This window comes from Streptomyces griseicoloratus, from assembly GCF_014534645.1.
Classification (GTDB): Bacteria; Actinomycetota; Actinomycetes; order Streptomycetales; family Streptomycetaceae; genus Streptomyces; species Streptomyces griseicoloratus.
On the sequence record NZ_JACVQF010000235.1, the window covers coordinates 68,017 to 85,816 of the forward strand.

At 72.6% G+C, this 17,800-nt stretch carries 16 protein-coding genes; 13 read left to right on the forward strand and 3 right to left on the reverse strand.

Annotated elements, in window-relative coordinates; all coding sequences use genetic code 11:
- Positions 1-19: 19 nt before the first annotated feature.
- Complete coding sequence (locus H0H10_RS36090) at positions 20-505, forward strand: RDD family protein (protein ID WP_188185415.1); 486 nt, start codon at positions 20-22, stop codon at positions 503-505.
- A 450-nt stretch (positions 506-955) separates the two neighbouring features.
- Here H0H10_RS36090 and H0H10_RS36095 read toward each other — a convergent pair whose 3' ends face one another.
- Positions 956-2,233, reverse strand: a complete 1,278-nt coding sequence (locus tag H0H10_RS36095) for a benzoate/H(+) symporter BenE family transporter (RefSeq protein ID WP_188185416.1) — start codon at positions 2,231-2,233, stop codon at positions 956-958.
- Between the two features lie 148 nt (positions 2,234-2,381).
- Here H0H10_RS36095 and H0H10_RS36100 point away from each other — a divergent pair, with 148 nt between their 5' ends.
- From H0H10_RS36100 to H0H10_RS36115, 4 genes are all read left to right on the forward strand, one after another.
- Positions 2,382-2,966, forward strand: coding sequence for a helix-turn-helix domain-containing protein (locus H0H10_RS36100; RefSeq protein ID WP_188185417.1), 585 nt, complete (start codon positions 2,382-2,384; stop codon positions 2,964-2,966).
- 336 nt (positions 2,967-3,302) lie between these two features.
- A complete protein-coding gene (locus H0H10_RS36105) occupies positions 3,303-4,622 on the forward strand; it encodes a uracil-xanthine permease family protein (RefSeq protein ID WP_188185621.1) in 1,320 nt (439 codons plus the stop codon).
- Positions 4,619-6,049 (forward strand): amidohydrolase family protein, encoded by a 1,431-nt coding sequence (locus H0H10_RS36110; protein WP_188185418.1) that lies wholly within the window; start codon positions 4,619-4,621, stop codon positions 6,047-6,049. Before H0H10_RS36105 ends, H0H10_RS36110 begins: the two co-directional genes overlap by 4 nt.
- An 8-nt stretch (positions 6,050-6,057) precedes the next feature.
- Positions 6,058-6,756 carry a TSUP family transporter gene (locus tag H0H10_RS36115; RefSeq protein ID WP_223180984.1) on the forward strand — a complete coding sequence of 233 codons (699 nt, stop codon included), beginning with the start codon at positions 6,058-6,060 and terminating at the stop codon, positions 6,754-6,756.
- A gap of 72 nt (positions 6,757-6,828) precedes the next feature.
- On the opposite strand, the gene H0H10_RS36120 is transcribed toward H0H10_RS36115, so the two are convergent.
- Together H0H10_RS36120 and H0H10_RS36125 are read right to left on the reverse strand one after the other, a co-directional pair.
- Entirely contained in the window at positions 6,829-7,878 is a 1,050-nt protein-coding gene (locus H0H10_RS36120; protein ID WP_188185420.1) for a LacI family DNA-binding transcriptional regulator, read from the reverse strand.
- Positions 7,879-8,175: 297 nt separating this feature from the next.
- The gene (locus H0H10_RS36125; RefSeq protein WP_188185421.1) at positions 8,176-8,850 is read right to left on the reverse strand and encodes a type III effector protein; all 675 of its coding nucleotides are present in this window, start codon (positions 8,848-8,850) and stop codon (positions 8,176-8,178) included.
- Positions 8,851-8,978: 128 nt separating this feature from the next.
- On the opposite strand from H0H10_RS36125, the gene H0H10_RS36130 reads away from it, so the two are divergent.
- The 8 genes from H0H10_RS36130 (at position 8,979) to H0H10_RS36165 (ending at position 17,793) form a co-directional block, all read left to right on the forward strand.
- Positions 8,979-9,413: an Hsp20/alpha crystallin family protein gene (locus tag H0H10_RS36130; protein ID WP_188185422.1), complete on the forward strand. Its 435-nt coding sequence runs from the start codon at positions 8,979-8,981 to the stop codon at positions 9,411-9,413.
- A 115-nt stretch (positions 9,414-9,528) separates the two neighbouring features.
- The gene (locus H0H10_RS36135; protein WP_223180985.1) at positions 9,529-9,948 is read left to right on the forward strand and encodes a DUF2267 domain-containing protein; all 420 of its coding nucleotides are present in this window, start codon (positions 9,529-9,531) and stop codon (positions 9,946-9,948) included.
- Between the two features lie 66 nt (positions 9,949-10,014).
- Complete coding sequence (locus H0H10_RS36140; RefSeq protein WP_373566960.1) at positions 10,015-10,455, forward strand: DUF2267 domain-containing protein; 441 nt, start codon at positions 10,015-10,017, stop codon at positions 10,453-10,455.
- A gap of 150 nt (positions 10,456-10,605) precedes the next feature.
- Complete coding sequence (locus H0H10_RS36145; RefSeq protein WP_309141978.1) at positions 10,606-12,384, forward strand: amidohydrolase; 1,779 nt, start codon at positions 10,606-10,608, stop codon at positions 12,382-12,384.
- A 214-nt stretch (positions 12,385-12,598) separates the two neighbouring features.
- Positions 12,599-13,828 carry a sensor histidine kinase gene (locus H0H10_RS36150; protein ID WP_188185423.1) on the forward strand — a complete coding sequence of 410 codons (1,230 nt, stop codon included), beginning with the start codon at positions 12,599-12,601 and terminating at the stop codon, positions 13,826-13,828.
- Complete coding sequence (locus H0H10_RS36155; RefSeq protein ID WP_188185424.1) at positions 13,825-14,535, forward strand: response regulator; 711 nt, start codon at positions 13,825-13,827, stop codon at positions 14,533-14,535. Before H0H10_RS36150 ends, H0H10_RS36155 begins: the two co-directional genes overlap by 4 nt.
- A 640-nt stretch (positions 14,536-15,175) precedes the next feature.
- On the forward strand, positions 15,176-16,573 hold the full coding sequence (locus H0H10_RS36160) for an MFS transporter (RefSeq protein ID WP_188185425.1): 1,398 nt from the start codon (positions 15,176-15,178) through the stop codon (positions 16,571-16,573).
- Positions 16,570-17,793 (forward strand): FAD-dependent monooxygenase, encoded by a 1,224-nt coding sequence (locus H0H10_RS36165; RefSeq protein WP_188185426.1) that lies wholly within the window; start codon positions 16,570-16,572, stop codon positions 17,791-17,793. Before H0H10_RS36160 ends, H0H10_RS36165 begins: the two co-directional genes overlap by 4 nt.
- Positions 17,794-17,800 lie beyond the last annotated feature (7 nt).

Consider the following 17,800-nt stretch of genomic DNA (forward strand, 5'->3'; position numbering starts at 1 on the left):
GACGGCGAGGGGATGCCCAATGACCAATGCAGCAAGAGGAGTTGTCCATCTGCCCACGGGGACGTTCGCGGTCGCCACACCGGGGCAGCGGATCAGAGCCCGCTCCGTCGACGTCGTCTGCAAGGTTGTCAGCCAGCTGTGCGGAGTGGCCACCGGCGCCGCAGGCGCGGCCCTGTCCGCCGAGCCGCTCACGCAGATGCTGTGCTGGGGCACCAGCCTGTGGATGGGCTTCGTCGGCTACGACCTGCTGGCCATGCGGATCACCGGGCGGCGCGCCTGGGGGAAGACCAGCTTCGGCCGCCAGCTGGCGGGGATCGTCGTCCTGGACGTCCGTACCGGGCAGCCGGTGAACGCCGTCAGGCAGCGCATCCGCGACTTCTTCGGCAACTTCGTGACCGGGGGCGTCTTCTGGAGCTATGTGCAGGCGCGCCGCGACCCGCACGGCACCATGCGCGCCTGGCACGACCGGATCTGCGGGACGTGCGTGGTGCAGGTGCCGCGCTAGAGGCGCCGGGCGGGGCGGCGCGCACCGGCGCTCAACTCCTCCGCTGCCCGCGCGCCTGCGCCGTGCCGCCGGGGCCGTCCGAGCCCCAGGGCCGCCGGCCCGCGCCGTCCGCCCGCCGACGCCGCCGCCGTCATGCCGCGACCGGCGCCGGCACCTCCTCCGGCAGGCGCAGCCACTCCCGCAGCGCCGCCGCGGTGACGACGATGACGCGGGCGTCGTCGCGGCGGGCGGCCGGCGTCGACCGGGTGCCGGACAGCGCCGCCGGGCCGCCCGTCAGGTGCGGGCGGTGCTCGACCCCTCCCGGCAGGACCGGATGTCGGGGGGCGGCGGGGAAGCCGGCCGGGCGGTCGCCGACGACGCCGGACTCGCACAGCCAGGCCGGGCCACCGGGGTGAGCGCCGGGCCGTACTCCCGGTCCACGTAGGCGTGTTCGGTCATCGCGCGACGCGATCAGCGACCTCCCGCCGGTGCCTCCTCGACGGCGTCCAGCAGCGGCGTGTCGGCACCCGGCGCTTCGGATCGGGGCGCGGGCGCTGATGCGATGGCTCGGCGCCGCCGTCCCGCCGACGCGATGACGCTGGTGAGCACGCCCGCGAGCAGCCCCCAGAACGCGGACCCGACGCCGAGCAGCGTCACACCGGAGGCCGTGGCGAGGAAGGTGACGACGGCCGCCTCCCTGGACGCGGGGTCCGACAGGGCACTGGCCAGGGACGCCTCGATCGTGGCGAGCAGACCGACCCCGGCGACGGCCAGGACGAGCGCGTGGGGCATCGCGGTGAGCAGCGAGGCCACGGTCGCGCCGAGCAGACCGACGCACAGGTAGAAGACGCCCGCCCACACGGCCGCGAGATAGCGCCGCTGCCGGTCGGGATGGGCCCCGTCGCCGGTGCAGATCGCGGCGGTCATCGCCGCCAGGTTGAGGCCGAACGCCCCGAACGGCGCGAGCACCGCCTGCACGGCACCCGTCCACGTCAGGACGGGCGAGACGGGCACCTCGTAGCCGGAGGCGCGCAGCACGGCGACCCCGGGCAGATTCTGCGAGGCCATGGTGACGACGAACAGCGGCACGCCGACGCTGATCAGCACCTTCCAGTCGAACTCGGGAGCCGTGAACACCGGCTGCGCGAGCGACAGCCGGACCCGTTCCAGATGCCAGCCCCCGGTGAGGACGGAGGCGGCGACTCCGCCGCCGAGCGCGACGACGACGGCGTACCGGGGCAGCAGCCGACGTGCGACGAGATACAGCACGAACACCGGAAACGCGATCGCGAAACTGCCGCCCATCTGGGAAAATAGCCCCGTCCCGAACTCGAGCAGCACACCGCCGAGCAGCGCCGACGCCAGCGGCACCGGGATCCGGTCCATGATCCGCGCGAACCATCCCGTCAGACCGCTCACCATGATCAGTGCGGCGCAGAACACGAACGCGCCCACGGCCTTCGCCATGGACACCCCGCTCAGGCTCGTGGCGAGGAGCGCGGCTCCCGGCGTCGACCAGGACGTGACGACGGGGGCCTTGTACCGCAGCGACAGACCCGCGCAGGTCACGGCGATCCCGACGCCGAGCGCCAGCATCCATGAAGACACCTCCCGGGCGTCCGCCCCCGCGGCCCGCGCCGCGGTGAACACGAGGGCGGCGGCACTGGTCACGCCGACGGTGACAGCGATGAGCCCCGCCGCCACGGCCGAGGGCGGTGCGGTGGCGCGTATGCGGGCGAGCGGGGACATGCGGGCATCACTTCCGGAGTGGGTGGGAGAGCAGGTTCGGGTTCCAGGGGCGTTCCGTAAACGGAACGTTCTGTTTGTGGAACACTAAGGACGCAGGCGGCGGCACGTCAAAGCGCCGGTGGGCGCGGAAACGGACGGAACCGGGCGGATGGGTCTGAACGACGAGGTGGGGCGCAGGCTGAAACGGCTGCGGCAGGACAGCGGCCTGTCCCTGTCCGAGCTCTCACGCCGCTCGGGCGTCGGCAAGGGCACGCTCTCGGAACTCGAGACGGGCCGGCGCAATCCCACCCTGGAGACGCTCTACGCCCTGACCACCGCGCTCGGCCGCCCGCTCAGCGCCGTCCTCGACGACCCGGCGCCCGGCGCCGCGGCGGGCGCGGGCGGGGTCTCCGGCAGCGCCGTGACCGCGGTCCTCCTGGAGCGGTACGAGGACGAGGGCGCGGCCACCGACGTCTTCCGCGTCACCATCGCCGAGGGCGCGACCCAGGAGTCGGCCGCGCACGTCCCGCACACGACGGAGAGCCTGATGGTGCTCTCCGGAACGGCGGTCGTCGGCCTGCCGGACGCGCCGCAGACGGCCGGGCCCGGCGGCCACGCCCACTGGCCGGCCGACGTCCCGCACTTCTACAGCGCACCGGACGGCGAGGTCCACGGCGTCCTCTTCGTCCGGTACCCGAAGAGCGCTTCCTCGAAGGGAGCCACGGCTCCCTTCGAGGCCACGGCGGGGCCGTAGGCGCAGCCACCCTTGACGGTGACCCGGGGGACTCACATACTGACGGCCAAATCGATTTGGCCAAATCGATTTGGCTCTCCGTCCAGGGCCGGATCGCGGCTGAACTTCCGAGCGTGCCAAACGCCCGAACGGAGCCCGAACGTGTCCAGTCCCCACCAGAGCCGGCCCGGCGCCGGCCAACCACCCACGCCCGGCCGCGGAGCGGCCACGCAACCCAGCGACGAACCCGCCACCCCTCCCACCGCGTCCGGCGCCCCCCGCCCGGCGCAGACGGTCGGCCCGGAGGACGGCGTCCGGCCCGGACCCCGGGACAGCGACCGCCCCGGCGTCCACCCCGTGGACGAATCGCGTCCCCTGGGACGGATCCTGCTCTTCGGGATCCAGCACGTCCTCGTCATGGCCGCCACACCCATCTCGGCGATCTTCCTGATGAGCGCCACCCTCGGGCTGGATTCCGGCCTCACCGTCGATCTGCTCTCCGCGGCCTTCGTGCTCTCCGGCGTGGGATCGCTGATCCAGTCGCTGGGGCCCTGGAAGTTCGGGCCACGGCTGCCGTTCGTCATGCTGCCGGGCGGGGCGCCCCTCATCCTGTTCCTCGCGATCGCCGAGCAACACGGCCTGCGCACCGCCGGCGGCGCGGTGGTGCTGACGGCGGTGTTCTCCTTCCTCGTGCTGCCGGTCTTCTCGCGGCTCCTCAGGTTCTTCCCCGCCCTCGTCATCGGCACCATGATCGTCATCGTCGGCGTCAACCTGGTGAAGGTCGGCGCGGTCCTCGTCACCGGACGCCCCGGCTCGCCCGGCTTCGCCGAACCGCTCAACCTCGGTCTCGGCATGGCGACGATCGGCTTCACCGTCGTCTTCTACCTGCTCTTCACCGGCATCCTGCGCCAACTCGCCGTGATGCTGGGGCTGCTCGCCGGCACCGCCCTCGCCGCCGTGCTCGGCGCGGTCGACGCCGGACGCGCCGGCGGCGGTGAACTGGTCGGCCTGCCGCAGCTGATGCCCTTCGGCGCACCGGAGTTCAACCTCCTCGCCGCGCTTCCGCTGATGCTCTACGCCCTGGCCTCCATGGCCGAGGCCACCGGCCAGACCGTCATCAACGCCGAGGCCGTCGGCAAGGAGATCGACAAGCGGACCGACGTGCCGAAGACCGTCCGGGGCGACGCGCTCACCTCGCTCTTCGGCGGCTTCTTCGGCCTGCCGCTCATGGTCACCAGCGGGGAGAACATCGGCATCGTCCGGGTCACCGGCGTGCGCAGCCGGTTCGTCACCGCCGCGGCCGGTGTCGTGCTCGTCCTCATCGGCTTTCTCGCACCCGTCACCCGCGCGATCAGCGTGATCCCGTCCGCGGTCGTCGGCGGCACCGCCATGGTCGTCTTCGCCGTCATCACCGTGCTCGGCATCCAGATGCTCGGCCGCTCCGACCTCGACAAGCACACCAGCACCTTCATCTGCGCCGTCGCTCTCGCCCTGGGACTGCTGCCGATCCTCGTCCCCGGCGTGTACGGCCACTTCCCGCCGAACGTCCGCATCCTCCTCGAAAGCGGCGTCGCCGTCGGCGCGTTCGTCGCCGCCGTCCTCAACGTCCTCTTCCACCACGTCCGGCCGGGCATCGCCGCCCGTCCGACCACCGCCCGCACAGGAAGCGACCGATGAACCGACCCGACCGCGACCTCCTCGCCGCCACCGGCCCGCTCCTCCTCGCCCCCGACGCGGTCCTGCTGCCCGAAGGCCCCGCCGACGGCTGGGCCGTCGTGGTGGAGGGCGGCAGCTTCCAGGACGTCGGACCGGCGGACGAACTGGAGCGCAGACACCAGCAGTTGCGGGCCGTACGGCTGGCCGGTCACCTGCTGATGCCCGGCTTCGTCGACGCCCACCACCACCTCACCCAGAGCTTCGGCTCCGCGCTCGCCTTCGGGGAGCCGTCGGAGATCTTCCGCCGGGTCTGGGTTCCGCTGGAGGGCGCGCTGGACGAGGAATCGGCCTACACGGCAGCCAAACTGGCGGCCCTGGAAGCGCTGCGCGGAGGATTCACCACCGTCGCCGACGCAGGCACACGCGCGGACGTCGACGTCGAGGTGATCGCCTCGGCAGCGCGCGACGCCGGGATCCGCTGCGTCCTCGGACTCGTCTGCAACGACGCGGACGGCACGGACGACCGGGCCGACGCGACCCCGGGCGCCGCCGTCCTCGACCACGCCGAGAAGCACCTCGCCCGTTACACCGGCGATCCGCTCGTCCACCCGTCCCTCGCCGTCTCCATCCCCGAGGCGGCCACCGAACGGACCCTGCACGCCACCGCCCGCCTGGGCGCCGAAGCCGGGGCCGTCGTCCAGATCCACGTCAACGAGCACCTCGCCGGCGTCGAACGCTCCCTGGTGCGACACGGCCTGCGCCCCCTCGAACACCTGCACAACGTCGGCGCGCTCGGCCCGCAGCTGCTCGCCGCACACGCCACGCTCCTCACGCCGCACGAGCTGACCCTGCTCGCCGACACGGGAACCGCCGTCAGCTACAACCCCGTCGCCAGCGCGTGGAAGGGCAACGCGGTCGCGCCGGCGACCGCCATGGCCGAGCGCGGCATCCGCTTCGGGCTCGGCACCGACGGCACCCGTGGCGACGGCTTCCGGCTCGCGGAGGCAGCCGAGTTCGCCCAGCGACTGGCGTACGGACTGGCCGCCGGCGACTCCTCGTGCGGTGCCGGCTGGACCTGGCTGGAGCACGCCACCCGCCGCGGCGCGGACGCCGTCGGGCTCGGCGCCCGCACCGGCACCATCGCCCGGGGCATGGCGGCCGATTTCCTCCTCGTCGACACCGACACCCCGGAACTCGCGCTCAGCCGGGATCTGCCCTGGGAACTCGTACGGCGCGGCAACCGGGACCAGATCACGGCCGTCTTCGTCGCCGGTCGCCTGCGCATGTGGCGGGGCCGGCCGACCGACTGGGACGGGCCCGCGCTGGTACGACGCGCGGCCGAACTGGCCCGTGCCGCCGTCGGCAGGGCGGACATCACCCGGGTGCACCCCACGTCGACCGCGGCGCGGGCCCTGCACCGGGCACGGATGGGGAGCACGGCGCAGTGACGTTGCAGATGCTGGCGGTCCTCGCCGTCACCGTGGCCGTGGCCGCGTTCGTCCAGGGCAGCAGCGGGCTCGGCTTCGCGCTGATCGTCGCACCCGTGGCCGGGATCCTCGACCCCCACCTGGTGCCGGTCTTCGTCCTGGCGTCGATGATCCCGCTCAACCTGTACGTCGCCTGGCGCGAACGCACCTCACTGGACCTGCGCGGCGCGGGCTGGATCACCGGGGCGCGGCTCGCCGCCACCCCGGCCGGGCTGGCGCTGCTCTGGCTGATCCCGGAACGCAGCCTCGGGGTGTTCGTGGGCGCCGCCACCGTGCTCGCGGCCGTCGTGAGCCTGGCCGCGCCCGCCTTCACGCCGGGCCGGGCCGCCTACGTCGGCGCGGGCGCGGTGACCGGTCTGACGGAGACCGCCACCGGCGTCGGCGGACCTCCACTGGCACTCGTCTACCAGCACCGCCCGCCCGCCGAGCTGCGCTCCACCGTCGCCGCCTGCTTCCTCGTCGGCGAGGTCGCCTCCCTGGCACTGCTGTTCGCCACGGGGAAGGCACAGGCCGCGGAGCTGGGCCAAGCGGTCGCGCTGCTGCCGGCGATCGCCGCCGGCGCGTGGCTCAGCCGCCTGGTGCACCAGCGCCTGGACGCCGGCCGGATGCGCCTGTTCGTGCTGGTCTTCGCACTGGCCTCCGGGCTGGTTCTGATCCTGGGCTTCTGATCCGGGGGCCCTGCCGCCGGGGTCGTGGTGCTCGGGTTCTGCCGCCGGGCTTCTGCCGACGGCGGCCCGGGCTCACATCCGGGCCGTCCGCGCCGTCCGCAGCGACGACGCCCGGGCGATCACCCTCGGCTCCGGGGGCACCGCCACCGATGGCGTGCCGGTGTCCCCGCGCAGCCGTCCCAGCAGCAGCTCCACCGCGTCCGAGGCGGCCCGGTCCAGATGCAGGTCGACGGCGGTCAGCGGCGGCTCGCAGGTGCGGGCGCGCAGGCCGTCGTAGCGGGTGACGACCATGACGTCGTCCGGTACGGCCCGCCCGCGGTCCCGGATCGCCCGGACGGCGCCCACCGCGAAGGCGTCCACCAACGCGCACACGGCGTCCACCTCGGGATGCTCGGCGAGCAGCTCGGCGCACCTCTCGTACCCCGCCTGCTCACCGCCCGACTCCGGCACCCTGACCACGATCGGCGTCCAGCCGTACTCCTTTGCCAGGCGCTCGTAGGCGGCGACCGCGTCGACGGAGGAGTGCCGAGAACCGGCCCCCACGATCAGCGCCGGCCGTACGGCACCCTGCTCGTGCAGGTGCCTGAGCAGCAGTTCCGCTACCAGGCCGCCGCGCAGGTCGACGTACGGGACGTCCTCGCCGGGCGAGACCGGCCTGCCGAGTGTCACGTACGGCAGCCCCCGCTCGCGCAGCTGGGCCGCCGCCGCGTCGTCGACGTCCGGCTCCACCACGATGGCCCCGTCGATGTCCACCGAGTACAGAGCCGAACCCGACTGCACGGGCGGCACGAGCACGAGCGCGTAGTCGTGCAGCAGGGCGCTCTCCGCGGCTGCCGCCGCGACCTCCATGTAGAACCCGAGCCGCGACGGCCCGCCCGCCACCGCGAACGGCATGGAGGAAGCCAGCGCGATGGCCTTCGCCTGCCCGCGCCGCAGCCGCTGGGCCCGGAGATTGGGGCGGTAGCCGAGTTCCGTCGCTACCCGCCTGACGCGCTCCCGCGTGCGAGGATCGACCTTGCCGAGCCCGTTGAGGGCATGCGACACGGTCGTACGCGAGACCCCGGCGGCACGCGCGACGTCCGCGATCGTCGGCGGCCTCGGGCCGGGGGCGGAGGTAACCATCTGGGCGGACACTCCTCGCTGGCGGGAACGGCTTGTGCGACCATCTTCGCCGACCTGTCGGCGGGTGGGCGCGGCCCGGGGCCGGAAGCGGTCCCGGCCGGCGGTCGTGTGCGCCACCCACGTCGATGCGCAACCGGCTCTCAGCAGGTGTCATTCGTCCGTCACGCCGCTGAATCCCGAGCGGCGTGGGCCGCTTCGGGCGCGACTCGGCTGCCCAGCCTGACCGCGGACCAGAACCTCTGCGAACGCCGAAAGCCGAACGCTGTGGCGCGGAACCGGAAGTCTTCCCGGTGCGCGTCAGTGCCCGCTCTCCCGCCGGTTCCCGCTCGGGCCGGTTCGGCGGAGGCGGTCCGTGTGGCGGGTCAGGGTGTCGACGCGGTCGGCCAGGTCGGAGTGTGCCGCCGTGAGGTGGTCGCGGGCGTCCGTCAGGGGGCCGATGAGGTGGGCGGCGTCGTCGCTGCCCAGTGCCCGCACGAGGGAGGCGCGGGGTCCGGACGGCAGGTCGGCGAGGGCACTGATCTCTCCGGCGAGCCTGCGCAGGTCGGCGGCGTTGCCCCGGGCCCAGGAGGTGACGGCGCGGTCGGCGGCGCGGCGGTCCCGGGTGGCCCGTACCCGCTGTTCGCCGGTCGTGCCGGGAGGGCCCGGACGCAGCCGCAGATAGCGGCGCTCGGCGGCCTGCCGGCTGGCCACGCCCAGGGGGTGCGCGAGGTCGGCCCAGCTGGCGCCGGCCTCACGGGCGGTTTCGATCAGTCCGCTCTCCCAGCCGGCGAGCTGGTCACGCAGTCTGCGCAGCAGCAGGAGGGCGGCCAGTGCGTCCTCGGAGCCGACCTCGGCACCCGCCTGGGTCCCCGGCTGCTGCCCGGACTGCGGTGCCTGTGCGGTGCGGACGGCGTCCTCGATCGCCGTCAGTGCCGCCCGGGCGGCGAAGAAGGACGCGGGCCGGGAACCGGATTCCTGCTGGTCTGCGGTCATGGGTCACCTCCGCTTCGTTGCGTCACTCTATGGACGACAACAGGACTTGTCATCGATGCGATGACATGCTACAGAAATTGGTGAAGCAGCGCATGAGCAGGGACTGCCTGAAGTGGAGGTGTTTCACAATGCTGATGCGCACCGATCCCTTCCGTGAGCTGGACCGGATCACTCAGCAACTCCTCGGCACGTCGGGCACCTGGTCGCGGCCCTCGGCGATGCCCATGGACGCCTACCGCCAGGGTGACGAGTACGTGATGGCCCTCGACCTGCCCGGTGTCGACCCGGACGCGATCGACATCGACGTCGAGCGGAACATGCTCACCGTCAGGGCGGAACGCCGCCCGGTCACCAAGAGCGACGACGTCCAGATGGAACTGTCGGAGCGCCCTCTGGGTGTCTTCTCGCGCCAGGTGATGCTGGCCGACACCCTCGACACCGAGCACATCAAGGCGGACTACGACGCCGGCGTGCTCACCGTGCGGATCCCGATCGCCGAGCGTGCCAAGCCCCGCAAGATCTCCATCGGCAGGGGCTCGACGCGCAAGGAGATCTCCGGCTGAGGCACAACCCTCGTCCCGCGGGGCAGGAGACGGGCCGGCCGGTCCGTCCCGGATCGCCGTGCTCCACCCCTGCGGGGCGACGCACCGACGAGTGGAAGGAGGACGTGTGGTGGCCATGCTGCGCGAGGCGTTCCTCGACCAGGTGCAGGAACGCGGCGAGTACCCGACGCGTTCCGAGGCGGACCGGGCGGCACGCGCCGTCCTGGCGCTGCTGGGCGCCCACCTCGTCGGCGAGGTACGGGCCGAACTGGCCGCACGGCTCCCGGAAACCTTCGCCCTGATCCTCCTCAACCCGCTGCAGGCCGCCGAACCGCTCTCCGCGGAGCGGTTCGTGCGGGCCACCGCCGCGTGGATCGAAGGAGCGACCGAACAGACCGCGGCCTGGGACGTCGGCGCCGTGCTCAGCGTGACCGCCGATGCGGCGGGTGACGAGCTGACACGCGGCATCCTGCTCCAGCTCCCGCCGGGCTACGACATGCTCTTCGGCCGCCCCCAGGACACCGCAGACCCCGAGTACAGCCCTCAGCGCCGGTGACGTGCCGAACCGTCACCGGCCCCGGGGCACAACACCATCCGTTCGCGAGAAAGGCGTCACCGCTCGATGCAGCCCATGACGGTCCCCACGACGATCGCCACGCCGACCATGACGTTCGCCCGGATGCTGGAACAGGTCCGCCACGACGGTGCCTACCCCAGCCGGGAACGGGCCGAGGAAGTCGTCACCGCCGTCCTGGCCGCGCTCGGCCGCCGGCTCGCCGGGGACGAACGCGTCGACCTCGCCGCCCGCCTTCCCAGGGAGGCCGCGCAGGTCTTCGTCGCCTCGATCCCCGACCCCGAGCCGCTGACCGGCTGGGCCTTCGTCAAGGACCTCGCCTCCCGCACCGGCGGCAGCCTCGCCACCACACGCTGGGACGTCGGCTCCGTCCTCGGCGTCGTCGCCGAACTCGCCGGAGAGCCCCTGCTCGACCGTATCCTCGCCCAGCTCCCCACCGGCTACGCGATCCTCTTCGGCCGCGCGGAGCTCACCCAGGCAGCCGCCTGACGCGTCGGTCGCGCCCCGGCGCCGGGTCGCGCGTGGATCCGGCGCTGCTCGAGGAATCGTGGCATCGAGTGACACGCGTAACGCGCCGGATATCCGGACCTCTTGACTCCGTAACGCGGGGAGTGGATCGTACCCGGGCACCACCTCTACGTGTACACACCAATCGAGCCGGAGGCGCCCGTGTGTGACCTGCACGATCCCAACGAGCACAGCCATGAAGCCACCGCCGGGTCCGGGCTCAGCCGGCGTCAGATCGTGCAGTTGCTGGGCGCCGCCGGCATCGCCACCACGGCGGTGACCGCGACGGCCGATCCGGCGGTGGCGGCCACCGCCGACAGCGCCGTCGGCGTCACGGAGGCGCAGGCCGCGGCGTACACACCCCCCGAGGGCCTCGCCGAGGACTCGGCGGCCAAGCGGACCGCGCTCGCCTGGATCGAGCAGAACGCCTCGCGGATCACGGACCTCAACGACGAAATCTGGGAACACGCCGAACTGAGCCTGCGGGAGTGGAACTCCTCCCTCGCCCAGGCCGACTTCCTGCGCAAGGCCGGTTTCGACATCGAGTTCGGCACGGCGGGCTTTCCCACCGCCTTCACCGCGACCTACCGGCGCGGCAAGGGCGGCCCGGTCATCGGGTTCAGCGGCGAGTACGACGCCTTGCCCGGCCTGTCGCAGAAGGCCGGCGCCGGCGAACACGACCCCAGGGAGTACGTCCACGACCCCTTCGCGCCGGGGTACGGCCCGGGCCACGGCTGCGGCCACTGCGCGCTCGGGACCGCTGCCGCCGCCGCTGCCGCCGCCGTCGCGGAGGCGGCCCGGCGCCACCGCCTCGACGTGACGGTCAAGTTCTTCGGCTCCACCGCCGAGGAACAGCTCATCGGCAAGACGTACGCGGTCAGCCAGGGCGTGTACGACGGTCTGGACGCGTTCCTCGACTGGCACCCCTCGACCGGCAACGCGACCGGCTGGGGCACGTCCAACGCGATGACCGCCATCACCTTCACCTTCCTCGGTGTCGCGGGCCACGGCGGCACCCCGCTCGGCAACAAGAGCGCGCTGGACGCGGCCGTCATGATGGCGTCCATGTCGGAGTTCCTGCGCGAGGAGAGCATGGGCCCGTCCGCCCGGCTGCACTGGGTGATCAACAACGGCGGCGACATACCGAACGTCACCCCGGAGATCGCGCAGATCTCGTACTACGTCCGTGAGGGCAGCGTCGCGCGGGTCAACTCCCTGCTGGAGAAGGTGATCGCCGTCTCCGAGGCCGCCGCCCGGGCCAGCCGCACCTCCGTGCAGCACAAGATCACGTCCGCCTGCTGGAACCAGCTCCCCTCCAAGGCGTTCGCCGAGCTGATGTACGACAACATGCGGCAGATCGGCCCGCCGGAGTTCTCCGCCGAGGCGCAGCGACTGGCCAAGGAACTGCAGAAGTCGCTGGGGCTGCCGGAGTCGGGCCTGCACGACGAGATCAGCGAGCTGACCCCGCCCAACCCCGTCTTCCTCGGTGGCGGGTCCACCGACGTCGCCGACATCAGCTGGCAGGTGCCCACCGTCTCCATGGGCGCGGCACTGGCGCCCATCGGCACGAAGATGCACACCTGGTCCACCGCCTCGTGTGCGGGTTCGGCACCCGGACACGCCGCAATACGGGCGGCGGCCAAGTACCTGGCGGCTACGGCCGTCGACCTGCTGGTGAAACCGGAGCTGCTGCGGGGCCTCAAGGAGGAGTTCGACAAGCGGCGCGAGGGAGTGGAGTGGCGGACGGCTCTCCCCGAGGGCTATGAGCCGCCGATGTACGAGCCGCCCGCCTGGTTCCTGCAGCGCACCGGCCAGAGCTGGCCGCCGGAGAACATCACGTGGCCGCCCCGGCGGATCGTCAGCAAGGAGAAGTTCTCCTCACTCGGCCCCGCCCTCCAGCCGCAGACCTGACAGGGGCCGGCCGGAGCCCCGGCCGGATCACCCCCTACCGGGGTATCACTCCCGACTTGGCTCCCCAGTGTGATGGCCCGCCTCCCACCGCCTTCCTATGCTTCCTCCCCGTCACCACGGACGAAAGCAGAGGGAGACGGATGGATGCCCCCATGGCTCCGCCAGACAGCTGCGCGCCTCCTGGCGCCGTCCCGCCGAACATAGGCTGGGGCCCATGACGCCGGTGCAGGAGGAACCCCCGCGAGCGCTGCTCGCGGGGGCGTCGCGTCGCTGGGTACGGCTGCTGCCGTGGGGCGTGGCGTTCGTGCTGTGCGTCGCCCTGCTGCCCACCACCATCCAGGTCCTCAGCGTCGACTACGGTCTGAACGGCGGCATCGCGAGCGCGCTGGCCGTCGCGCAGACGGCACCCCTGATGCTCGCCGTCGTCCGCCCGCTGCAGGCCTGGTACGTGATCTTCGCCGCGGACGTGGCCGGGGCGCTCGCCCTGCTCACCGTCGACTTCCAAGAGCGGCTTTTGTGGCCGTTCCCGCCGATGGAGATCGTCGGGTACGTCGGCCTCTGCCTCGCCCTCGGCCTGCGCGAGCCGCGCCGGACGCTGCTGCTGGTGTGGCTGGCGACGGCGGGTGCGAACGTCGGCCTGGGGTTTGCCGCACCCCACGGCACGAGCGCCAGGAGCGCCCTGCTCACTGTGCTCAGCGGCGTCGCACTCCTGCTCGCCGGTGCGCTCCGCGAGCGGTACGAGGCGCAACGCAGGCTGGCCGAGCAGGAGACGATCAGCGAGGCCGAGCGCGACCGCCGGACGCTGCTGGAGGAACGCGCCCGCATCGCGCGCGAGCTGCACGACGTGGTGGCGCACCACATGTCCGTCATCACGGTGCAGGCGGACACCGCGGCGTACCGCCTCGACGGGCTGCCGCCGGACGTGCAGGAGGAGTTCACGTCCATCGCGGCGACCGCGCGCGAGTCGCTCGGCGAGATGCGACGGCTCCTCGGCGTGCTGCGGAACGAGGACGCGCACGGTGAACTCGCGCCCCAGCCGGGCCTGACGCGGATCGAGCAGCTGGTGGAGGCGACGGTGAGGGCGGGCGTGCCGGTGGAGTTCACCCCCCGGGACGCCGACGTGCCCGAGGCGGTGGGCCTGTCCGCGTACCGCATCGTCCAGGAGGCCCTCGCGAACGTCGTGCGGCACGCGCCCGGTGCTCCGACGCAGGTTTCGGTGTCGGAGGACGGGGAGCGGCTCACCGTCCTCGTCGTCAACGGGCCGCCGCCCGAGCCGCCCGCCGCGCCGCTGGAGCAGGGCCGCACCGGGCACGGCCTCGTCGGCATGCGCGAGCGGGTGCGGCTGGTGGGCGGCGAGCTGGACACCGGGCCGCTGCCGGACGGCGGCTTCCGGGTGGCGGCGCGGCTGCCGGTGACAGAGAACGACACTGAAGGGGCGGCATGACGATCCGGGTCATCATCGTCGACGACCAGGCCATGGTGCGGGCCGGCTTCGCCGCGCTGCTGGCTGCTCAGAGCGACATCGACGTGGTGGGCGAGGCCCCCGACGGTGCGCAGGGCGTCGAACTGAGCCGGCGCACCCATCCCGACGTCGTGCTGATGGACGTCCGCATGCCCGAGATGGACGGCCTGGAGGCAGCGCGCCGCATCCTCGCACCCCCGCCGGGCGGCGGAGGGGGCACCGCCCACGCCCCTCGGACAGCGCAGGAGCACCGGCCGCGCGTCCTGATGCTCACCACGTTCGACGTCGACGACTACGTCTACGAGGCGCTGCGGGCGGGCGCGAGCGGCTTCCTGCTGAAGGACGCGCCGCCGGCCGACCTCATCGCGGCGGTACGCGTCGTGGCCGCGGGCGACGCGCTGCTGGCCCCCTCCGTGACGCGCCGTCTCATCGCGGACTTCGCCCGGCAGCGTCCCGCAGTCCGGGGCAAGCCCGCACTGCGGCCGAAGGCCCTGACGGAACGCGAAACCGAGGTCCTCACCCTGGTGGCCCGCGGCCGGTCCAACGCGGAGATCGCACAGACGCTGGTGCTGGCCGAGCAGACGGTGAAGACGCACGTGAGCCGCGTCCTCACCAAGCTCGACCTGCGCGACCGCGCCCAGGCGGTGGTCTTCGCGTACGAATCGGGGCTGGTGGCCCCGGGCGAGTAGACAGCCCCTGCCCGGGGCTGAGCCCCGCGACCCCGAGGACGTTGCCACCGGGGCGGCGCGCTGCACGATCCGCGACGGCGCGGGCGGCGCCCCCAACCCCAGCACAGCGGCTCCCTCGCCGGCGGCAGCCCGGACCCTACGGCCCCCGGCGGCAGCCCTCCGGTGGAGGGGCAGGACCTGCCCCTCCACCACCCCCTACCGCGGTAGCACCCCCACATTGGCTCCCGGGTGTGACGCCCGGCGCGCAGCCGTCCCCGCACACTCCTCTTCATCGGAACGAGAAGATCGCGAAAGGGCGGACCATGAGGCTGAGCGCGGGCACGTCACCTCGGGCTTCGACAGCACGCTGCTGGTACGGGGCGGTTCGGCGACATCGCTCACCGCTCTGGGCAAGGTCACCGACGCCTCCGGCTGGGCCACCGAGCAGAACCTCGACGCGAAGCTGGGCGCCTGGTCCGACAACGCCATGGCCGCGGTCCTCGGCGGCTGTCCTCGGCTCCGCGATCGCCGCGGCCACGCTGGTCCCGATGATGCACGGCCTGACCGGCGAGGCGCCGTACGTGCCGCCGCTGCGCCGCTGGTCGTAGCCCATGCGTACGCCCGAACCCTTACGCGCCCGGCAATGACGGAAAGGACGTCCATGACCGCAACTCTGGCTCCCCCGGTCCGCATCGGGAAGGCCGCTGTCGGGGCCCTCGGCACGCTGGCGGTCGCCACCGGTGCCCTGGAGTCGGTGGTGACGCCGACGCTCCCGCTCCTGCAACGTGAGCTGGACATGAGTCCGGCCGAAGGGGCGCTGCTCAGCATCGTGCTCCTCGTCACCGGCGCGCTCGTCACACCGGTCGCAGGCAAGTTCGGCGACCGCTACGGCGGAAAACGAGTCCTGATCCGGCTGATGGCGGTGGTCTCCGCCGGTGGCCTGGTGTCCGCCCTGGCGCCGAACCTGCCCGTGCTGCTGCTCGGCCAAGTACTGCAGGGAGCGATGGTGGGCGCGCTGCCCCTGTCGTTCATCCTGGTGCGCACACACCTCCCCGCGGGAGAGTCGAAGGTGGCCATCGGGGTGGTCAGCGGGCTGTTCGTGGGCGGCGGGATGGCGGGAACGCTGTCGGCCGGGCCCGTGGCGGAAGGGCTGTCCCGGCACTGGATGTTCGCGCTGCCGACGATCGCGGTCATCGGGTCCACCATCCTGGTGAACAGCCTGATGCCGAGTGATCCGCCGGGCCGGCCGGACGACGGCGGGGTCGACTGGCCCGGCCTGGGCCTGCTCAGCGGAACGCTGGTCACGCTCATGCTCGTACTCGCGCTGGCGCCCGACATCGGCTCGCAGCCACTCGTGCTCGGCGCCCTCATCGTGCTTCTGGCCGCCCTCGCCACCGGATGGACAGCCGTTGAGCGGCGCGCGGCCTCGCCGATGGTCGATCTGCGCATGCTGGCACGGCCCGCGATGTGGACGTCGTGTGTGCTGACGTTCGTGATCTGCGTCGGCACCTCGGTGGCGGTCTACCTCGTCCCGCAGCTGTTCGCGGTGCCCGCCGACGAGTACGGCTTCGGCGCCGGCGCCACCGAGATCGGCTTCTTCCTGCTGCCCGGCGCCGTGGCCGCGTCGCTGGCCGGGCCGATCGGCGGGATCGGGGCGCGGCGTTTCGGCTCGCGTGCCGTGGTCACCGCCGGGATCGTCATCATGGCCGCCGCCCTGACCGCCCTGGCAGCCGTGCACACCGAGGTCTGGCACCTCGTCATCGGCAAGATGATGATCTCACTCGCCAACGGCCTGTGCGTCACGGCGATGGTGACCAGCACCGCCACTTCCGTCGATCGAGGCGACACCGGCATCGCCACCAGCCTGGTCCTGGTGACTCGCGTGATCGGCTACGCCGTGGGTGCGCAGGTCGGTGGTGCGCTCCTCACCGCCGGGACCCCTCCCGGGTCGGATGTCCCGGCCGAATCGGCCTTCGTCACCGGCTTCGTCATAGCCGGCGCCGTCACGGCGCTGTCCCTGCTTGTCGCCCGGACCATGAACAAAGGAGTCAAGGAATGATCCACACGGAGCGCACGGTCCTGGTTTCCGGTGCCGGTGTCGCGGGGCCCGCCCTCGCGTTCTGGCTGAACCGCTACGGATTCGCCGTCACGGTGGTCGAGAAGGCGGGCACACTGCGCAGCGGTGGATACCCCATCGACGTGCGCGGCACCGCACTCGAGGTCGTCCGGAGGATGGGAATCCTGCCGCGACTGCGGGAAGCGCACATCGACCTGCGCCGGCTGACCTTCCTCGACGGGGACGGCGGCGAGGTGGCCTCACTCCACCCGCACAAGGTCACCGGCGGTGTCGCGGGACGGGACCTGGAGGTGCGGCGCGGGGATCTGACCGACGCCCTCTACGCGGCGGTCCGTGACGACGTGGAGTTCTTGTTCAACGACTCCATCGACACCCTCGACCAGCCCGGCGACGGGGTCGACGTCACCTTCCGCGGGGGCGGCAGGCGTACGTTCGACATGGTGGTCGGTGCGGACGGTCTGCACTCACGCACCCGCGAGTTCGTGTTCGGCCCCGAAGAGCAGTTCCACCGGTATCTCGGCCACTGCTTCGCCGTGTTCACCATGCGCAACACCTTCGGGCTCTCCCACGAGACCGTGATGTGGAACAGCCCGGGCAGGGCCGCGGCACTGTACGCCGTGGGGGACAACGACGACGTGCACGCCTTCCTGGACTTCGCCCACCCGGAACCGCCGTCCGACGCATTCCGGAACCCGGAAGCCCAACGGGAGCTGGTCGCCGCGGTCTTCGCCGACGCGGGATGGGAGGTCCCGGGCATGCTGGCCGCCCTGCGCGACGCAGATGACCTGTTCTTCGACGCGGTCAGCCAGATCCGCATGCCCCGCTGGTCCAGCGGCAGGGTAGCGCTGGTGGGCGACGCCGCGTACGCGCCCTCGTTCCTTACCGGCCAGGGCACCAGCCTCGCGCTCGTCGGCGCGTACATGCTCGCCGGTTCCCTGGCCGGCCGGGAACACGCCGCGGGCTTCGCCGCCTACGAACACAGCACCCGTGAGTTCGTGACCGTGAACCAGGACCAGGCCGGCGAGGGCGGTGCCACACTCTTCCCGGCCACCGCTCGGGCCCTGGAGCAGCGCAACGACATGCTGCGCAATCTCAGCGCCATGCCCTCCGGCGAGGGACGACCGGCCCATTCGGCCCTCACCCTGCCCGCGGTGGGCGGGGTGGGCGGGCGGCAGTGTTTCTCGAGCCCTCGTTGGTCATAGAGTCGGT